We start from the raw sequence: 15623 nt of genomic DNA, 5'->3' as shown, positions 1-15623 counted from the left end.
GCCAAGGTATATCGAGGGTTAGGAAGTTGGGGAAACCATGGTTAATAATGATTGGTTAGTTCATTGGATATTGCGTTTGCGGCAACACGGTTTATACCAAGTTTTGCAGAAAAGTTTAATGTTATTATTTCCGTTTGTGTTAGTCGGTAGTTTAAGCCAGGTGATTCAATTAACGGTGTTAAATCGTGATAGTTTTTTAGCGACCATTTTTAATTGGTCAACGTGGCTGGGCAAACACCAATTTTTGGCAATTATTTTTAACCATTTAACGGGATTGACGTTGGGGATTGTTGCCGCGCTGGCCGCATTCAGTATGGCGCGCTATACGGCCAAGTATTATGCGCGGGATGAACAACTGGCGGGACTGACCGGTTTGTTAGCCTATTTAATGTTGGCGGTCCGCTACACGGCCAACAATGAATTGACGTTTACGCAAGGCATGTTGGGTATGGGTGGCCTGTTTATGGGGCTATTAGTCGGTTATTTAGTCGGTTTCGCGTTCAAAAAATTGGCCCATCAACAACGGCAAACGCCGGTTTTAGCGGAGGCGACTTTGAGCCGGACCCTTGATTCAATCGGCGCGATTATTTTAGTATTAAGTATCGCTGTCTTGTTGAGTTTATTGTTGAATTGGTTGGCGATTTCGGTGTTACCGGATCAGGTGATCTTAAAATTACAATCGGTGAATGCTAACCAAGCGACCTTGCCGTTTACGCTGGGCGTGACTCTGTTGGCAAGTGTTCTAACGTTCTTTGGTTTAACGAGCATGCCGACATTAGCGCAGTTCGGACGAGACGGGATTGCGACCAATGCTAATTTGAATTATGCCTTGGCACACCATTCAATTTGGAATGTGCCTTATCCGTTTTCATTAGGCACGCTTTATGAACCGTTTGGCGCCATTGGGGGCACGGGTGGCACGTTGGCGTTGATCATTGCCATCTTCTTATTTAGCCGCCAAACCAATCAACATCTGATTAGTCGGTGGTCCTTATTGCCGGTCTTGTTTAACTTTAATAGCACGGTGTTAGTCGGATTACCGATTTTAGGGAACGGTTTGTATCTCATTCCATTTCTATTAGTGCCCTTAGTCAACATGGGCGTGGCGGCGGTGGCAATTGCGTGCCACTTAATACCGGCAGTTGTATATAACGTGCCGTTGGGGACACCTAGCTTATTACAAGCGTTTGTCGGGACGAATGGTAACTGGGGCGCACTGGCAGTCGTCTTGCTGAATATTGTAATTGGCGTGCTGATTTATCGGCCGTTTGTTCAATGCGCTAATCGGTTAAATGAACAAGGGGGTGGCCACGATGTCAGCAACGGTTAAAAAATGGAGTTTAATTTGTTTACTAGTAGGAGTAATCGGCGTAGGTGCGCTACTTTGGCCAGCTGCGAAGTGGACGCATCAAAATGTGACCACGTTAGCCAAACGACATGATTCACGGATGTCCCCGGTGATTTTTATTCCGGGCAGTAGCGCCACACAAAATCGCTTTGATCAATTAGTGACTAAACTGAACACCAAACGGGGTAATCGGCACAGTCTTTTGAAATTGACGGTGCATACCGATAATAAAATTAGTTATTCAGGCTCAATCCGCTCGGGTGATAATGAACCCTTCATCGTCGTGGGGTTTGAAAATAATAAAGATGGTTACAGCAATATTAAGAAACAGGCGAAGTGGTTTTCAATCGCCTTTAACGCACTCGCCAAACGATATCAGTTTAATAATTTTAAAGCGATTGGCCATTCCAACGGCGGGCTGATCTATACGGCGTTTTTAGAGAATTATTTTGACCGCGATGATATTACGGTTAAGAAACTGATGACGATCGGCTCACCGTATAATTTTAGTGAAACGTCATTAGCGCACAAGTCACAAATGTTGACTGATTTTATTAAAAATCGTGAAAAGATACCAACCAACTTTGCGATGTATTCAATTGCGGGGACTGAAAATTACGAAAATGATGGGATTGTGCCCGCGCGCAGTGTGGAAGCTGGTAAATATATTTATCAAGGTCAGGCTAAGAGTTATACCGAGATTACGGTAACCGGTGATAATGCGCAACATTCTGATTTACCGCAAAATCAGCAGATTATTAGTCTGATTGAACAATACGTGTTGACTAAAACGACGAATCGCAATCAACCGCCACGAACGGGTACGCAGAACAATGAATCGGAATAGCGGGACAGAAAAAAACAGCGACGAATTTTTTTAATTCGCCGCTGTTTTTTTAGCACTTATTTCGTTGTTTCTTTAACGCGCTTCTCAGCCAACTTCTTCCGTCTAGCTACAAATCGAGCGTCATGACTAAAGCCCAGTCACAACGCTCGATTTTAGGCTATACTCAGAAGTTAACCGGCTGAGTCAGTGCTCAGTTTTTTTAACGCGCTTCTCCACACAGGTTCCTGCGCTTAGCTACGTCTGGTAAATAAAGTCCATAAACCGGATTTTATTCACCAGACTAGGCTAATGCTCAGAACCTATTCGTGTGTCTCAGCGCTCATTTTCCTTTAACGTGCTTTTGAGTTGCAACAACCTCCGCTTAACCTAAAATCCCCCAATTATCTTAAAATCAAGATAACTGGGGGATTTTCTGTTAATGCTCGGTTGCTACCCGCAACTCAACACACTTACTTATTTCGTTTGATCTTTTAAGAGTTGGCCAATGGCTGGCAAAGTGCCTAGGCTGTCGATTGATTTGTTAGGTAAGACAATTGTGTTATTCTGGCCAGCTGCGACGTGTTCCATCGCTTCAATATTCTTGAATTGTAAATAAAGTTCACCGTTGTTGACCAAACTAGAATTGATCAAATTAATTTGATCCTTAACCGCTTCGGCAACGGTCCGTTGACTTTGGGCTTTCCCTTCGGCTTCCAAAATCTGTGTTTGTTTGTTGGCCTCGGCTTCAAGGATGTTAGCTTCCTTAACCCCTTCGGCTTTACGAATCGCAGCGGCTTTCAAACCTTCCGCTTCCATAATATTGGCTTCTTTTTCACGAGAAGCGCGGAGTAATTTGTTCATTGAATCTTGAATGTCATGCGCGACTTGGATCGAATCGATGTTGACCCGATCGACGTTCAAACCGTAACCGGCCGTCACTTCGCTCAGTTGTTCAAAGAGAGTGTGGTTAATCTGTTCGGTGCCGTTTAAGACATCGTTCAAATCCATGTTGCCAATGATCCCCCGAAGTTGTGCGCGGGTGTCTTGGACCATACTTAAAACGGAATCTTTATTTTTATAAACGTATGAGTTAACGTCGGTAATGTGGTATTTCAATGTTTCTGAAATCATGACGACGACGTTATCTTTGGTAATCACTTCTTGTTCAGCAACCTTTAATGGAATCTGTTTCATGTTGACGATTTCCGTGATGTGGTACAAAAAGGGAATCACAATGTGAAAGCCGGGTTCCAACGTTTTAACGTAAACCCCAAGCCGTTCTAGAATCCCAACTTCCCCAGTGTGAATCAAAGCGAATGATGAAAACAGTGTGATGGCGACTAGGACTAAAATAACAATTAATAAGATGGTTAAGAAAATGCCCATGATAAAACCCCTTCTCTAAAAATAATTTAATAATCTAAAACAGCTTGGTGTGCTGTTACGACTAAGTATAGCGGTGTGACAGCCGTGACTTCAACTAAAAGACCCGCTGAAGGTTCACCCGTGACTTGGTAGTGGTATAACACGCCAAAAAAAGCGATTGTGCCAGTTGATTTGTCATCTGGTAATGAGAATCGTTGGCCTAGTAACCGATCATCTAGCATAATAACGCCTCCTTGACCATATTGTAGCTGATTCTAGTGAAAACGCAAACAAATAAAGCAGTCGACGAACAAAATTGTTAGGTTGCTTGTTGAAATCGAGTATCAATAGTAAACTGAAAGATATTACGATGAAAATGGTGAACAGTCATGGGACAAAGGTTCAAACCGATCTTTCAAGATAGTTTTCAAAAACATTATTGGCGCAAAATAGGCCTGATTGTTTGTCTGTTAATCATATTGGCAGGCGGGCTAAGTTGGTGGTTTTGGCAACGTACGGATCGCCCCAACGTTAATCAGTACCCAGTGTTAGGCTTAAAAGTCAGTCAGGAAGATGGTTATCAGGATTTTCAAAAGTTAAAAAAAGAAGACGTTCAATTCGTCTATCTAAAGGCGACCGAGGGTGCGAGTTATAAAGACGATTATTTTGACAGTAATTATAGTCGGGCGGTTGGTTCAGGACTGCAAGTCGGCATCTATCATTATTTTAGCTTCGACAGTACCCCGGAACAGCAAGCGGCGCAGCTCTTTAAATCGGTGGGCCAAGATAGCGGCAACTTACCAATCATGATTTATCTCGAATATTACGGCCAATATCAACAGAAAAAACCGGCGACCAAGAAAACGCAAAAGGCGGTCGCTCAACTCATTGCGTTAATTAATCAACATTATCAAAAAGATTGTCTACTGGGTGGAACCCCAGCAATCGTTAACCGTTACCGGCCAGCTAAGGGGCAATATCCATTGTGGCAAACAACAAGTGCTGCCCCTAAAGCAACGCAAACCAGTGGCTTTTGGCAATACACGTTAGCCAGTCCGTTACCGCAACAAGATCGACAAGCAACTTATCAATTGGCGGTCTTTACGGGAACCAAAGCCCAATGGCGCCAAGTTCAGAAAGGAACCTTTTAATGAATCAATTGAATCGTTTATTTAGACGCAAAGGCTGGTGGTTATTAACCGCCATCGTCCTTTTTTTCATCGGTGGCAGTTGGGGCATCTACCAACAATATTATAGCGGTAAGATGTACTACACCCAGATTACGACGGTTGGTCAGAAAAAAGTTGAACAAGACGATCAAGGTGAAAACCACGTCAGCTATCAATATCAACAAAAAGCGTATGATGACCAAGGCCGCCTAAAAAAAGTGGATTTCAACGGTGTCAAGTCAACGCCATTAAAGCATGCAGCCTATCTCCAATTAAGAGTCAATTCACTAAAAGGCGTCGTCTCATGGCAAAAAGTCGATCGAAATGAAGTCCCAAGAAAGGCGTTAAAAAAACTGAGCGCTGACTGAGCTGTTCAGCTTCTGAGTATTGCCTAAAGTTGGGTGTTATGACGGTTTTAAGGCATAATGCCTGACTTGTAGCTAGACGGAAGAAGTTGGCTGAGAAGCGCGTTAAGAGAAAATAAGTGCGTTGGATTGCGTTTAGCAATTGAGCATTAACAGAAAATACCAGTTATCTCGAACTTAAGATAATTGGTATTTTAGGTTAAGCGGAAGTTGTTGCAATTCAAAAGCGCGTTAAAGGAAAATAAGTGCTGACTCGAATGGTTAGGCTTTGAGGATTAACCTAGCATCACAAAAGAAGTCCCAATCTCATTTTTTGAGATTGGGACTTCTTTTGTGATGTATCCTCATTTATTCGATTGGATAATCAGTATCTTCAGCTTCATCATAAATTGAAACGGGATGTTGATCTTCGCAGGTAATTTTTAATTGGTAACCAAAATGGTCTAAAAAAATCAATTCATCTTCGGTCAATTGAATGACGTTACCGGAGAGTGGTTTATTATCAATTTGGACGAGGAGGTTAGGCATAATCTTCAACGTGTGTGTCTTATGGGTTTGTTCGTCGTTAAAAGACCAATTACCGGCATAAAAACTTGCGACTTTACTGGCTTGAGCCGTTCGCACTTTTTGCTGATATTGGTGAATGGTCTGTTCAAAAAGTTCCTTTGGTTTTTTAAAACGAAAAATTCTCATAATCACACCTCAATATAGTTCTATTTTAGCACGAATGACTTTCTTTTTGTGGATATTGTTCTCGGACTTAAGGTTGATTTTTCAATAAAATATTTTGTAAACGTTTTGATGGGATTTCAGACCTATTTCCCGTATACTGAACTTACTTAAATGAGGAGTTGAATGTCATGCAAAAATTAGGCATTATTGGGACCAATTGGATTACGGGACAGTTCGTGGAAGCGGCCCGAACAGCTGAAGCGTTTGAATTAACTGCAGTCTATTCACGGACTGCTGCCAAAGCCCAACAATTTAGAACCGACTATGAAGCAGGTGCGGCACAAGATTATACCGATCTCGCCACTTTTTTCATCGCGGGTGATTTTGCGACCGTCTATATTGCGTCTCCCAACAGCTTGCATTTTGAACAAGCTAAACAGGCACTTGAAGCGGGCAAAAATGTGATCGTTGAAAAGCCAGCCTTCAGTAATCCGACTGAAATGGCGACGATTCAAGCGATCCTTAAAGATCGACCTGATCAATTTTTATTTGAAGCAGCGCGCCATGTGCATGAAGCCAATTTCAAAATTGCGCAAGCAGCGATTCAAGCCTTGCCAACAATCAATGGTGCGACATTGGCCTACATGAAATATTCATCCCGTTACGATGCCGTTTTAGCCGGGGAAGAACCAAATATTTTCTCGCGTCATTTTTCAGGTGGGGCGTTGCAAGATTTAGGCGTCTATGTGGTTTACGATGCGGTCAGCTGGTTTGGCGCTCCTGAATCTGTTGATTATCAAGCTGAAATTTTGCCAACCGGTGTCGATGGTAAAGGCGTTGCGACCTTGCATTACGCTGATTTTGATGTCACGTTGATCTTCGGTAAGACGGTTGATTCTTATTTGAATTCCGAAATTTATAGCGGTCAAACGACGATTGTGTTGGATAATGCGGGTACGATTGGCACGGTCAGTCGTTACGAAAATGACGGCGCGCAAAAAACGGCTTTAGGCCAAGCGCCACTTGCCAATCCGATGGTGGCCGAAGCGACAATTTTTGCTGAGATTATTGCTAATCGCGACACAAAACGGTATCATGAACTATTACAACTCAGTCAAACAGTCAATCAGGTCGTCTACCAATTACGTCAATCTGCTGGCATTGTGTTTGATGCAGATTAACGGAGGCAATACATGAGCGTTTCACCAGCATTTCAAGCATTATGGGACGAACAAGGTTTTAAAGAACAATCGCCCATTCAACTAGCCGTTGAACAACCATTAAAAAATGATCGATCAATCCTGGGCCTAGCACCAACCGGTTCTGGGAAAACGCTAGCTTTTTCATTACCTTTGTTAGAGAAGGTGATGCCTGGCGAAGGCTTGCAAATCTTAATTTTGGCGCCATCCCAAGAACTCGTGATTCAAACCCGGGATGTGATTCTACCTTACGCTAAAGCGATTGACTGTAAAGTACAGGCGATTACGGGTAAAGCCAACGTTAAACGGCAAATCGAAAGGTTGAAAGAAAAACCCGAGATTATCGTTGCAACAACTGGTCGTTTATTAGAATTAAACGAACAACGCAAAATTAAATTCTATGGCTTACAAGCAATTGTCATGGATGAAGCCGATGAGTTGTTGACCGATAATGGTTTAACTGAAACCCGCCACATTGTGCAAGAATCACCTGCCGATGTCCAATTAGGCTTCTTTTCAGCGACTTCAACTGAAATTTTAACGGAATTGGAAAAATGGTTTGGCGTCGAAGTTGAAACGATTGATGTCCGCGATGTCGATCGGACCGGTGGCGAAGTGCTCCACGCCTTCATTCCAACCGGCAATGCCCAAAAAGTGAATGTCTTGCGGCATTTAGCCCATCAAAAACATTTCCGCGGTTTGGTTATTTTTAACCAATCAGCGCAACTATTACAAGCGGCGCGGACTTTAGGCCATCAAAAAGTGACTTACGCATCACTTTCTGGTCAAGGCCGGCAAACAGAACGTCAAAAGGCCTTAAAAGATTTCCGCGAAAATAAGATTCAACTCTTATTGGCGACGGATGTTGCGGGTCGGGGATTGGATATCACTGATTTACCATACGTGATTAATTTTGACGTGCCGAATGCTAAGATTACTTATATTCATCGGGCCGGTCGGACTGGTCGGATGGGTCGTGAAGGCACGGTCTTAACGTTGGGTAACCAACATGATGGCCGTAATTTACGGAAGTTATTAGCGCCTGAATATGATTTAGTCACGCGTTATTTAGTGGGCGATCATTTGGAAGAAACGCGCCCAGTAGCGCCTAAACCAGAACCCATTCAAAAGGAACAAGTTACTGAAAAAATAACAGATGGTACTGAAAAGGTAGCGGTCAGCGTTACGAAAACAGATGCGCCTAAACAACCGGTAAAACGGCTGAATCCGGTTAAACCAAGTCGGGTACAACCTGAGAATTTAAAGCCAAAACACAAGAAGAATCGCAATCGTAACCAAAAGAACAAAGGTTATCACAAAAAAAATATCGACTAACGGTCTAGACCTAAAAGCCCTAAAATCATTGTAAATGATTAGGGCTTTTTTTAATTGGCCTAGCTGTTAAATAACAAATACTGGCGGAATTAATTGACAAAATTTTTGAAGCGGTTACAATAAGAGTATCAGTTTTAATTGGCTAGACTTTCTGATTGGTACGTTTAAGGATTAACAGAGTGGTTATTTTTGTAAGCCCTTTAAAGACTTGATAGGAATAATTGACCAGCATTGGCATCATCAGAGAAATCGAGGAGGATTTTATAATGGCAGAAGAACAAAATTTAGAAGCAATCATGGGTTTAATTATCAACGGCGGGAACGCTAAAAGTAGCTCAATGGAAGCAATTCAAGCCGCTAAAAAAGGCGATTTTGAAACAGCCGCCGCTAAATTAAAAGAAGCTGATGCAGCACTTTCTGAAGCACACAATTCACAAACTGGCATGTTAACGAAAGAAGCTAGTGGCGACCATATTGAAGTGACTTTATTAACGGTTCATTCACAAGATCATTTAATGAATGCGATTACTTTCCGCGATTTAGCTGGCGAAGTGGTTGACGTTTACCGTAAAATGGCTGGCCTTGAAGTTCATACTTATTAAACGAAATAATTAAATCGGGGTTGGCTGAATTGTCAGCCAATCCTTTTTTCTTAAAAGGAGATTAGCAGATGATATTTCTAAATGCCCCCATTCAACAAGAGCAAATTATTGCATTGCTTGATGGGTATAACCAAGATGGTGTCACGTTCAAGTACGTCAAAAAAGAAGCACCAATGAAATTATTGTTTGAAACCAACCAGACTGACTTAGAAGCAGCCGTTAAGGTAGCTAAGGCGACCATTAAAGCCCAATCATGGGGCGCTGTCTTATTCTTCCAAGCAGGGGTTGTTCAATAATTTCAGAAATTTAAATCAGATGAGGTGATTATCAATGGAAATTAAACAAACGTTAAATATCCCAGCTAGTTATTTTTATCAAAAAGTCATTGATTCTGTGTTATTTGATATTCGCAAACAAACGGGCCAGACGATGACGGCTGCGCAATTAATGAATTATGCGTACGATAAAAGTTTTGGCAACAATGGCAAAGCAACGATTAAAGTCACTCAGTTGATTAAAGATCAAAGCTACCATTATGAAACAAGTTCGCCCCGGGGTACCTATCAAGCGAGTTATGATATTTTTGCCAACAATGCCGATTCAATTCAAGTTATCTATCGCGAAAGCGCCAAAGCCAGCGGTAAATTACAACAAGCCAACGACGCCTTCATGGGTGTCATCATGGGCTTCATGCGCAAACGCGGTTTCAAAAAAATGCTAAAACAGATTGAAAAATCGTACACAGAATAGAGCGCTTTTGCTTACGGTAGATTCTGAGCATTAGCCTAGTTCCGTGAATAAAGTCCGGGCTATGGACTTTGTTTACGAAACGTAGCTAAGCACAGGAATCTGTAAGGAAAAGCGCGTTTCAGAATAGAGCGCTGACTCGAACGGGTAGGCTTTGAGGATTAACCTAAGGATGCGAATTATGGTTGAACTTAACCATAATTTGAATCCTGTCGTTAACCGGAAAAGGCTGTTCGAGAAGCGCGTTTAAAAATAGAGCGCTGATACACACGAATAGATTCTGAGCATTAGCCTAGTTCCGTGAATAAAGTCCGGGTTATAGACTTAGTTTTCGAAACGTAGCTAAGCACAGGAACCTGTGTGTAGAAGCGCGTCTCCGCCTTTATAAATCATTTTGAAAGTGAGCAAATTAAGATGGAATATCCTAAATTAGCACCTTTCCCCACGAATTTTTTGTGGGGGTCAGCATCAGCAGCGTATCAAATCGAAGGGGCTTATCAGGCCGAAGGAAAAGGGCTATCAGTCTGGGATCAGTTTGTACGGATTCCGGGAAAAACATTTAAAGAGACAAACGGCGACGTTGCCGTTGATCATTTTCACCGTTACCGTGAAGATGTCGCTTTGATGGCCAAAGCCGGTTTAAAAGCGTATCGTTTCTCAATCTCTTGGCCTCGAGTCTTGCCAACTGGTCGTGGGACGGTTAATGAAGCTGGCATTAAATTTTATAGCCAGTTGATTGACGAACTGTTAGCCAATCATATTGAACCGATTGTCACGATTTATCATTGGGATTTACCGCAAGCGCTCCAAGATGAATACGGTGGCTGGGAATCACGTCAGATAGTCGATGATTTTACAGCGTATGCGCAGTTATTATTCGAACGTTTTGGTGATCGAGTCAGTCATTGGGTCACTTTGAATGAACAAAATGTGTTTATTACCCACGGCTATTTAACGGCGGAGCATCCGCCAGCAGTGATGGACGCTAAACGGACTTATCAAGCCAATCACATGGCTAATTTGGCCAATGCGAGTGCGATTAAATTATTCCACGAAAAAGGGTATCAAGGCGGTATTGGACCTAGTTTTGCCTACAGCCCAACCTATGCGTTAGATGCAAATCCGGTTAACCAGGTGGCTGCGGACAATGCGGAACAATTGAGCGCTGACTTATGGTTAGACGTTTACGCGTGGGGCCGTTATCCAGCCTTAGTGATGACTTATCTGAAAAACCAAGGAATTGCCCCTGAAGTCACAGAAGCCGACCAAGCGTTACTGAGTGACCCATTAGCGCATCCTGATTTTATGGGGATGAATTATTATCAAACGAATACGGTAACGGCGAATTCGCTAGAAGATGGTGTTGGTTTGACGAAACAGAATACGTCTGGTAAAAAGGGAACAAGCCAAGCTAGTGGCGTGCCTGGCGCTTATAAGACGGCTGAGAATCCGTACATGCAACAAACCGATTGGGATTGGAATATTGATCCTGAAGGTTTGCGAATCGCGTTACGCCGGATTGAAAGTCGCTATCACCTACCAGTTCTGATTACTGAAAACGGATTGGGTGCTTATGACACGCTTGAAACTGACGGTGAAATTCATGATACTTATCGGATTGCATTCTTGAAAGCCCATGTTCAAGCGATTCAAGAAGCCATTACCGATGGCGTTCGCGTTATCGGTTATACGACTTGGAGTTTTACCGATTTATTAAGTTGGACGAACGGTTATCAAAAACGGTACGGTTTTGTTTACGTCGATCGCGACGAAACGGATGAAAAAGAATTGAACCGGTATCCAAAAGATAGTTTCTATTGGTATCAAAAAGTGATTCAAAGTAACGGTGAAATAATTTAAACTAGACAAGCTATGCCATTTTTTGGGATAGCTTTTTTAGTCGATGACGCTTAAAATAAGCACTAACTAAATTAACGGAGGCGTAAATATGACAACTCAAGAAAGACGTGCGGCCGTCTTAGCCGCTATTCAGGATAGTGCGCAACCGATTAGCGCTAAAACGTTGGCCAAGCAATACGAAGTGAGTCGTCAAACAATTGTGGGCGATATTGCGTTACTTCGCGCACAGGGGGCCAACGTGATTGCGACGGTCAGCGGTTATTATATTCAGACGGTCCAACAACGGCAACAATATTACCGTGGGCAAGTTGTTTGCCAACATACGCCCGCCAAAACGCGTGCTGAATTGCTGGCAATTGTTAAAAATGGGGGTCGAGTCGTCGATGTGACGGTTGATCATCCCTTATACGGTGAATTAACGGGCCAATTAGGGATTGCGACCTTGACAGATGTCAATCAATTTATGCAAAAAATTAAAGCTAATCCACAACAACGGTTATTAGCAACGTTAACGAATGGTGTTCATTTGCATACGATGGAATGTGCATCAGAACAGGATTTTGAACGGATATTAGCGGCGCTATCGGAACTTGGTGTGCGTTACGAAAAATAAATAGGTGTCTTGACACGTGTCTGGTTTTTCCGTATGATAATGCCTGTAGTCACATAAAAGGGTATGGATAAGGGGAATGACAGATGCAAAAAGAACACAGGACATTATTATGGGCAGCAGGTGGGGCTTGGTTATTTGATGCAATGGATGTTGGCTTACTTTCTTTCGTCATCGCGGCCTTAGCGAAAGAATGGCAACTCAATAGTAGCCAAATGGGCTTAATTGGGAGTATCAGTTCGGTCGGAATGGCAATTGGCGCCGTTGTTTTTGGGATTCTCGCGGATAAAATTGGGCGCAAGAATAGTCTATTATGTTCGTTATTGTTATTTTCAATTGGTAATGGGATTTCGGCTTTTAGTACCTCATTGAGTTTATTTTTAGTTTTACGGTTATTAGTTGGGGCTGGCCTTGGTGGCGAATTGCCAGTGGCGTCAACTTTGATTTCTGAAAACACGCCGGCCGAAACACGCGGTCGTGCAGTGGTCTTATTGGAAAGCTTTTGGGCGGCTGGTTGGTTAGTCGCAAGTTTACTAGCTTACTTTGTGATTCCAACGTGGGGTTGGCGAGTGGTCTTGTTGATCACGTCGTTACCCGCTGTTTACACGTTGATCTTGCGGAAACATATTAAACAGGAACACGAACCGCAGTTAATTAACCGGAAAATTCCGTTAGGGCAACGTTTAGCAACCCTTTGGTCAGAAACGTATCGCCGAAGAACCATCATGTTGTGGTTGGTTTGGTTCTTAGTTGTCTTTTCATATTACGGGATGTTTTTATGGCTACCAAGTGTCATGGTGCTAAAAGGATTCAGTTTAGTGCACAGCTTTGAATACGTCTTAATCATGACCTTAGCGCAGTTACCCGGCTATTTCGTTGCCGCATGGTTGATTGAAAAATGGGGTCGTAAATTGGTGCTTGGGACTTTCTTAATTGGGACCGCAGTCAGCGCGTTAGCTTTTGGGACGGCGAATAGTGTCGGGTTATTAATTTTAGCCGGAGCGTTATTATCCTTTTTCAATTTAGGGGCTTGGGGCGCGTTGTATGCTTATACGCCAGAACAATACCCAACAGCCGTCCGTGGTAGCGGCAGTGGCTTAGCGGCCGCTGTCGGCCGAATTGGCGGGATTGTTGGACCATTGATGGTCGGCACCTTAATCGGCCGTCAAGTTAGCTTACCGATTATTTTTGGCATCTTCACGGCCGCGATTTTAATCGCTGCGGGAGCTGTTTTAACCTTAGGGGAAGAAACAATGCACCAAGCTTTAAATCAATAACCGATTGAATAAATCGACTTTACAATTAATCCCTTGAATGCGACAATATTATTTGTAGCGTTCTCGTGGCTCAACTGGATAGAGCAATCGCCTCCTAAGCGATAGGTTGCCAGTTCGATTCTGGCCGGGGACATTGGTAATAGCCGATTTTAGCATCAAGAAGGTCTGAGTGAATTCGCTCAGCCTTTTTTTGTGAAATAATTGGTTACGTTTTCATTTTCAGAAAGTTAGCAAAGTTGATTCTTATTTGCTAAAAATATGTTAAAATAGATTCGTATTCAAAAATCGCAACTTCAAAAAGTTGCAATTAATCTGGAGGCTTTTTCATGTCATTAGTTAATGGTACAGAAATTTTCAAAGCTGCTCGTGAAGGTCATTACGCTGTTGGTGCATTCAACACAAACAACCTTGAATGGACACGCGCTATCTTGGCTGCAGGTCAAGAAACAAACACACCTATCTTGATCCAAACATCAATGGGTGCTGCTAAATATATGGGCGGTTACGAATTATGCTTAAACTTAGTTGAACAAACTGTTAAAGCAATGAACATCACTGTTCCCGTTATCATGCATTTAGATCACGGTAACTACGAAGCTGCTAAAGAATGTATCGAAGTTGGTTACAACTCAGTTATGTTTGATGGTCATGATTTACCATTTGCAGAAAACTTAGAAAAGACAAAAGAAATCGTTGCTTTAGCACATGCTAAAGGCATCTCAGTTGAAGCCGAAGTTGGTTCAATTGGCGGTGAAGAAGACGGTATCGTTGGCGCTGGCGAATTAGCTGACGTTGAAGAAGCTAAACAATTAGCAGCTGCTGGTCCTGATTATTTAGCAGTTGGTATTGGTAATATTCATGGTGTATACCCTGCTAACTGGAAAGGCTTAAGCTTCGAACGTCTTGAAGAATTAGCTGCAGTTATCAAGATTCCTTTAGTATTACACGGTGGTTCAGGTATTCCTAAGGAACAAATCATCAAAGCTATCTCAATGGGTATTTCAAAAGTTAACGTTAATACTGAATGTCAATTAGTATTTGCTAAAGCAACTCGCGAATATATCCAAGCTGGCAAAGATCAACAAGGTAAAGGCTTTGATCCTCGTAAGTTATTTGCACCTGGTACTCAAGCTATTACTGATCTTGTTAAAGAACGTATCGAATGGTTCAGTACGCCAGAAGTTAAATAATCAAATTAAATTCAAAGTCCAACTTCGGTTGGGCTTTTTTTGTTGTTTAAGTCATCAAAAAAAGCTAATCATCAAGATTTTCTTGAGATTAGCTAGGTTTAGAATTGATTGCAGATTAGCCGATTGCGCTGCCAATCAGATAGGTGACGAACATCGTTAACAGACCGATTGAGACGTTCCGTAAAATACCTTTTAAACGGTTAGCGTGGCCGAGCGAGGCACTGGTAAAACCAGTCATAATTAGCGCTAGAATGACCGCGCTAATCGTGCCGCTGACTTTATAGGGATAAGGAATCAACGTAATCGCCAGTAGCGGTAAGAGCGCGCCAAACATGAATGAGAAGAAGGATGAAAAGGCGGCGTGCCACGGGTTGAAATAGTGGTGGAGTTCAATGTTGTATTTTTCACGTAAGGTGATGTCCAAACTATCTTTTTGCATAAAAGCGTTTGCGACTTGGCTGGCAAGTGGTGTGGGTAACCCTTTAGATTCATAAGTCCGGGTTAAACTAGCGACTTCATCAGCGTATTCATTTTGGATGGCTTCCTTTTGCAGGCGCATCATTGATTTTTGAGTATCACGTTGGGTACTAACCGAAACGTATTCACCGCCACCCATTGAAAAGGCGCCCGCAAGCATGCCAGAAACGCCGGCTAAAAAGAGGGTGTATTGACTCTGATGAGCACTGGCAACGCCGACGACAATCCCGGCGACGGAGATAATACCGTCGTTGGCGCCTAAGACGCCCGCGCGAATAATATTCAAACGTTCAGATAAACAAAGATGCGGGTTTAGTGGTTTGGTAGTCGTGATTTCTTTCATCAGATAATTGCTCCTAACATGATAAGTTTAATTATATTATACCTAATTGAGAAACGTTATCAATTGATTTAACGAAATTCGTCACAAAGAAATCATCGTGTAAAATTAATTAACCAATTAGTTTTTAATGATTCTTAATAAGCGGTGAATTTTATAATGAAGTTAGCCACCGCTAACTAAAAAACGCCACGTGAATTTCATGTTATATTGAAGTTACCACTAACTTTCAATAGACAAG

At 42.5% G+C, this 15623-nt stretch carries 17 protein-coding genes and 1 tRNA gene; 14 read left to right on the top strand and 4 right to left on the bottom strand.

All coding sequences use genetic code 11. The features are described from left to right. Positions 1–37: 37 nt before the first annotated feature. Positions 38–1330, top strand: a complete 1293-nt coding sequence (locus tag LFUMFP_RS08500) for a PTS transporter subunit EIIC (RefSeq protein WP_106483463.1) — start codon at positions 38–40, stop codon at positions 1328–1330. After that, complete coding sequence (locus LFUMFP_RS08495; RefSeq protein WP_106483462.1) at positions 1314–2195, top strand: alpha/beta hydrolase; 882 nt, start codon at positions 1314–1316, stop codon at positions 2193–2195. The genes LFUMFP_RS08500 and LFUMFP_RS08495 overlap by 17 nt, the downstream gene beginning before the upstream one ends. A gap of 453 nt (positions 2196–2648) precedes the next feature. On the opposite strand, the gene LFUMFP_RS08490 is transcribed toward LFUMFP_RS08495, so the two are convergent. Beyond that, positions 2649–3560, bottom strand: coding sequence for an SPFH domain-containing protein (locus LFUMFP_RS08490; RefSeq protein ID WP_056950642.1), 912 nt, complete (start codon positions 3558–3560; stop codon positions 2649–2651). A gap of 26 nt (positions 3561–3586) precedes the next feature. After that, on the bottom strand, positions 3587–3781 hold the full coding sequence (locus LFUMFP_RS08485; protein WP_025083232.1) for a hypothetical protein: 195 nt from the start codon (positions 3779–3781) through the stop codon (positions 3587–3589). A 237-nt stretch (positions 3782–4018) separates the two neighbouring features. On the opposite strand from LFUMFP_RS08485, the gene LFUMFP_RS08480 reads away from it, so the two are divergent. Further along, positions 4019–4690 carry a GH25 family lysozyme gene (locus tag LFUMFP_RS08480; protein WP_233210640.1) on the top strand — a complete coding sequence of 224 codons (672 nt, stop codon included), beginning with the start codon at positions 4019–4021 and terminating at the stop codon, positions 4688–4690. Beyond that, entirely contained in the window at positions 4690–5076 is a 387-nt protein-coding gene (locus LFUMFP_RS08475) for a YxeA family protein (protein ID WP_106483461.1), read from the top strand. Before LFUMFP_RS08480 ends, LFUMFP_RS08475 begins: the two co-directional genes overlap by 1 nt. A 345-nt stretch (positions 5077–5421) precedes the next feature. Here the strand turns inward: LFUMFP_RS08475 and LFUMFP_RS08470 are convergent, their stop codons facing one another. Beyond that, positions 5422–5766 (bottom strand): DUF4828 domain-containing protein, encoded by a 345-nt coding sequence (locus tag LFUMFP_RS08470; protein WP_025083593.1) that lies wholly within the window; start codon positions 5764–5766, stop codon positions 5422–5424. 167 nt (positions 5767–5933) lie between these two features. Between LFUMFP_RS08470 and LFUMFP_RS08465 the strand changes: the two genes are divergently transcribed. From LFUMFP_RS08465 to fba, 10 genes are all read left to right on the top strand, one after another. After that, the gene (locus LFUMFP_RS08465) at positions 5934–6926 is read left to right on the top strand and encodes a Gfo/Idh/MocA family protein (RefSeq protein ID WP_025083592.1); all 993 of its coding nucleotides are present in this window, start codon (positions 5934–5936) and stop codon (positions 6924–6926) included. Between the two features lie 12 nt (positions 6927–6938). Continuing rightward, positions 6939–8279, top strand: a complete 1341-nt coding sequence (locus LFUMFP_RS08460) for a DEAD/DEAH box helicase (protein WP_106483460.1) — start codon at positions 6939–6941, stop codon at positions 8277–8279. A gap of 266 nt (positions 8280–8545) precedes the next feature. Further along, positions 8546–8881, top strand: coding sequence for a PTS lactose/cellobiose transporter subunit IIA (locus tag LFUMFP_RS08455; protein WP_025083590.1), 336 nt, complete (start codon positions 8546–8548; stop codon positions 8879–8881). 68 nt (positions 8882–8949) lie between these two features. Continuing rightward, the gene (locus LFUMFP_RS08450) at positions 8950–9177 is read left to right on the top strand and encodes a hypothetical protein (protein WP_056950552.1); all 228 of its coding nucleotides are present in this window, start codon (positions 8950–8952) and stop codon (positions 9175–9177) included. A 34-nt stretch (positions 9178–9211) separates the two neighbouring features. Beyond that, on the top strand, positions 9212–9631 hold the full coding sequence (locus LFUMFP_RS08445) for a DUF3284 domain-containing protein (RefSeq protein ID WP_025083589.1): 420 nt from the start codon (positions 9212–9214) through the stop codon (positions 9629–9631). Between the two features lie 411 nt (positions 9632–10042). Then, a complete protein-coding gene (locus LFUMFP_RS08440; protein WP_106483459.1) occupies positions 10043–11488 on the top strand; it encodes a glycoside hydrolase family 1 protein in 1446 nt (481 codons plus the stop codon). A gap of 88 nt (positions 11489–11576) precedes the next feature. Further along, positions 11577–12101, top strand: coding sequence for a transcription repressor NadR (locus LFUMFP_RS08435; RefSeq protein WP_106483458.1), 525 nt, complete (start codon positions 11577–11579; stop codon positions 12099–12101). An 83-nt stretch (positions 12102–12184) separates the two neighbouring features. Then, positions 12185–13375, top strand: coding sequence for an MFS transporter (locus LFUMFP_RS08430; protein ID WP_106483457.1), 1191 nt, complete (start codon positions 12185–12187; stop codon positions 13373–13375). Positions 13376–13434: 59 nt separating this feature from the next. Continuing rightward, positions 13435–13508: transfer RNA gene (locus LFUMFP_RS08425), tRNA-Arg, on the top strand. A 193-nt stretch (positions 13509–13701) separates the two neighbouring features. Continuing rightward, positions 13702–14565, top strand: a complete 864-nt coding sequence (gene fba, locus LFUMFP_RS08420; RefSeq protein WP_106483456.1) for a class II fructose-1,6-bisphosphate aldolase — start codon at positions 13702–13704, stop codon at positions 14563–14565. Between the two features lie 115 nt (positions 14566–14680). On the opposite strand, the gene LFUMFP_RS08415 is transcribed toward fba, so the two are convergent. Further along, entirely contained in the window at positions 14681–15385 is a 705-nt protein-coding gene (locus LFUMFP_RS08415; RefSeq protein WP_106483455.1) for a VIT1/CCC1 transporter family protein, read from the bottom strand. Between the last annotated feature and the right edge of the window lie 238 nt (positions 15386–15623).

It is taken from the genome of Latilactobacillus fuchuensis (genome assembly GCF_900258455.1).
GTDB lineage: Bacteria > Bacillota > Bacilli > Lactobacillales > Lactobacillaceae > Latilactobacillus > Latilactobacillus fuchuensis.
The sequence above is the reverse complement of the archived record's forward strand: the minus strand, read 5'-3'. Positions and strand labels throughout refer to the sequence as shown.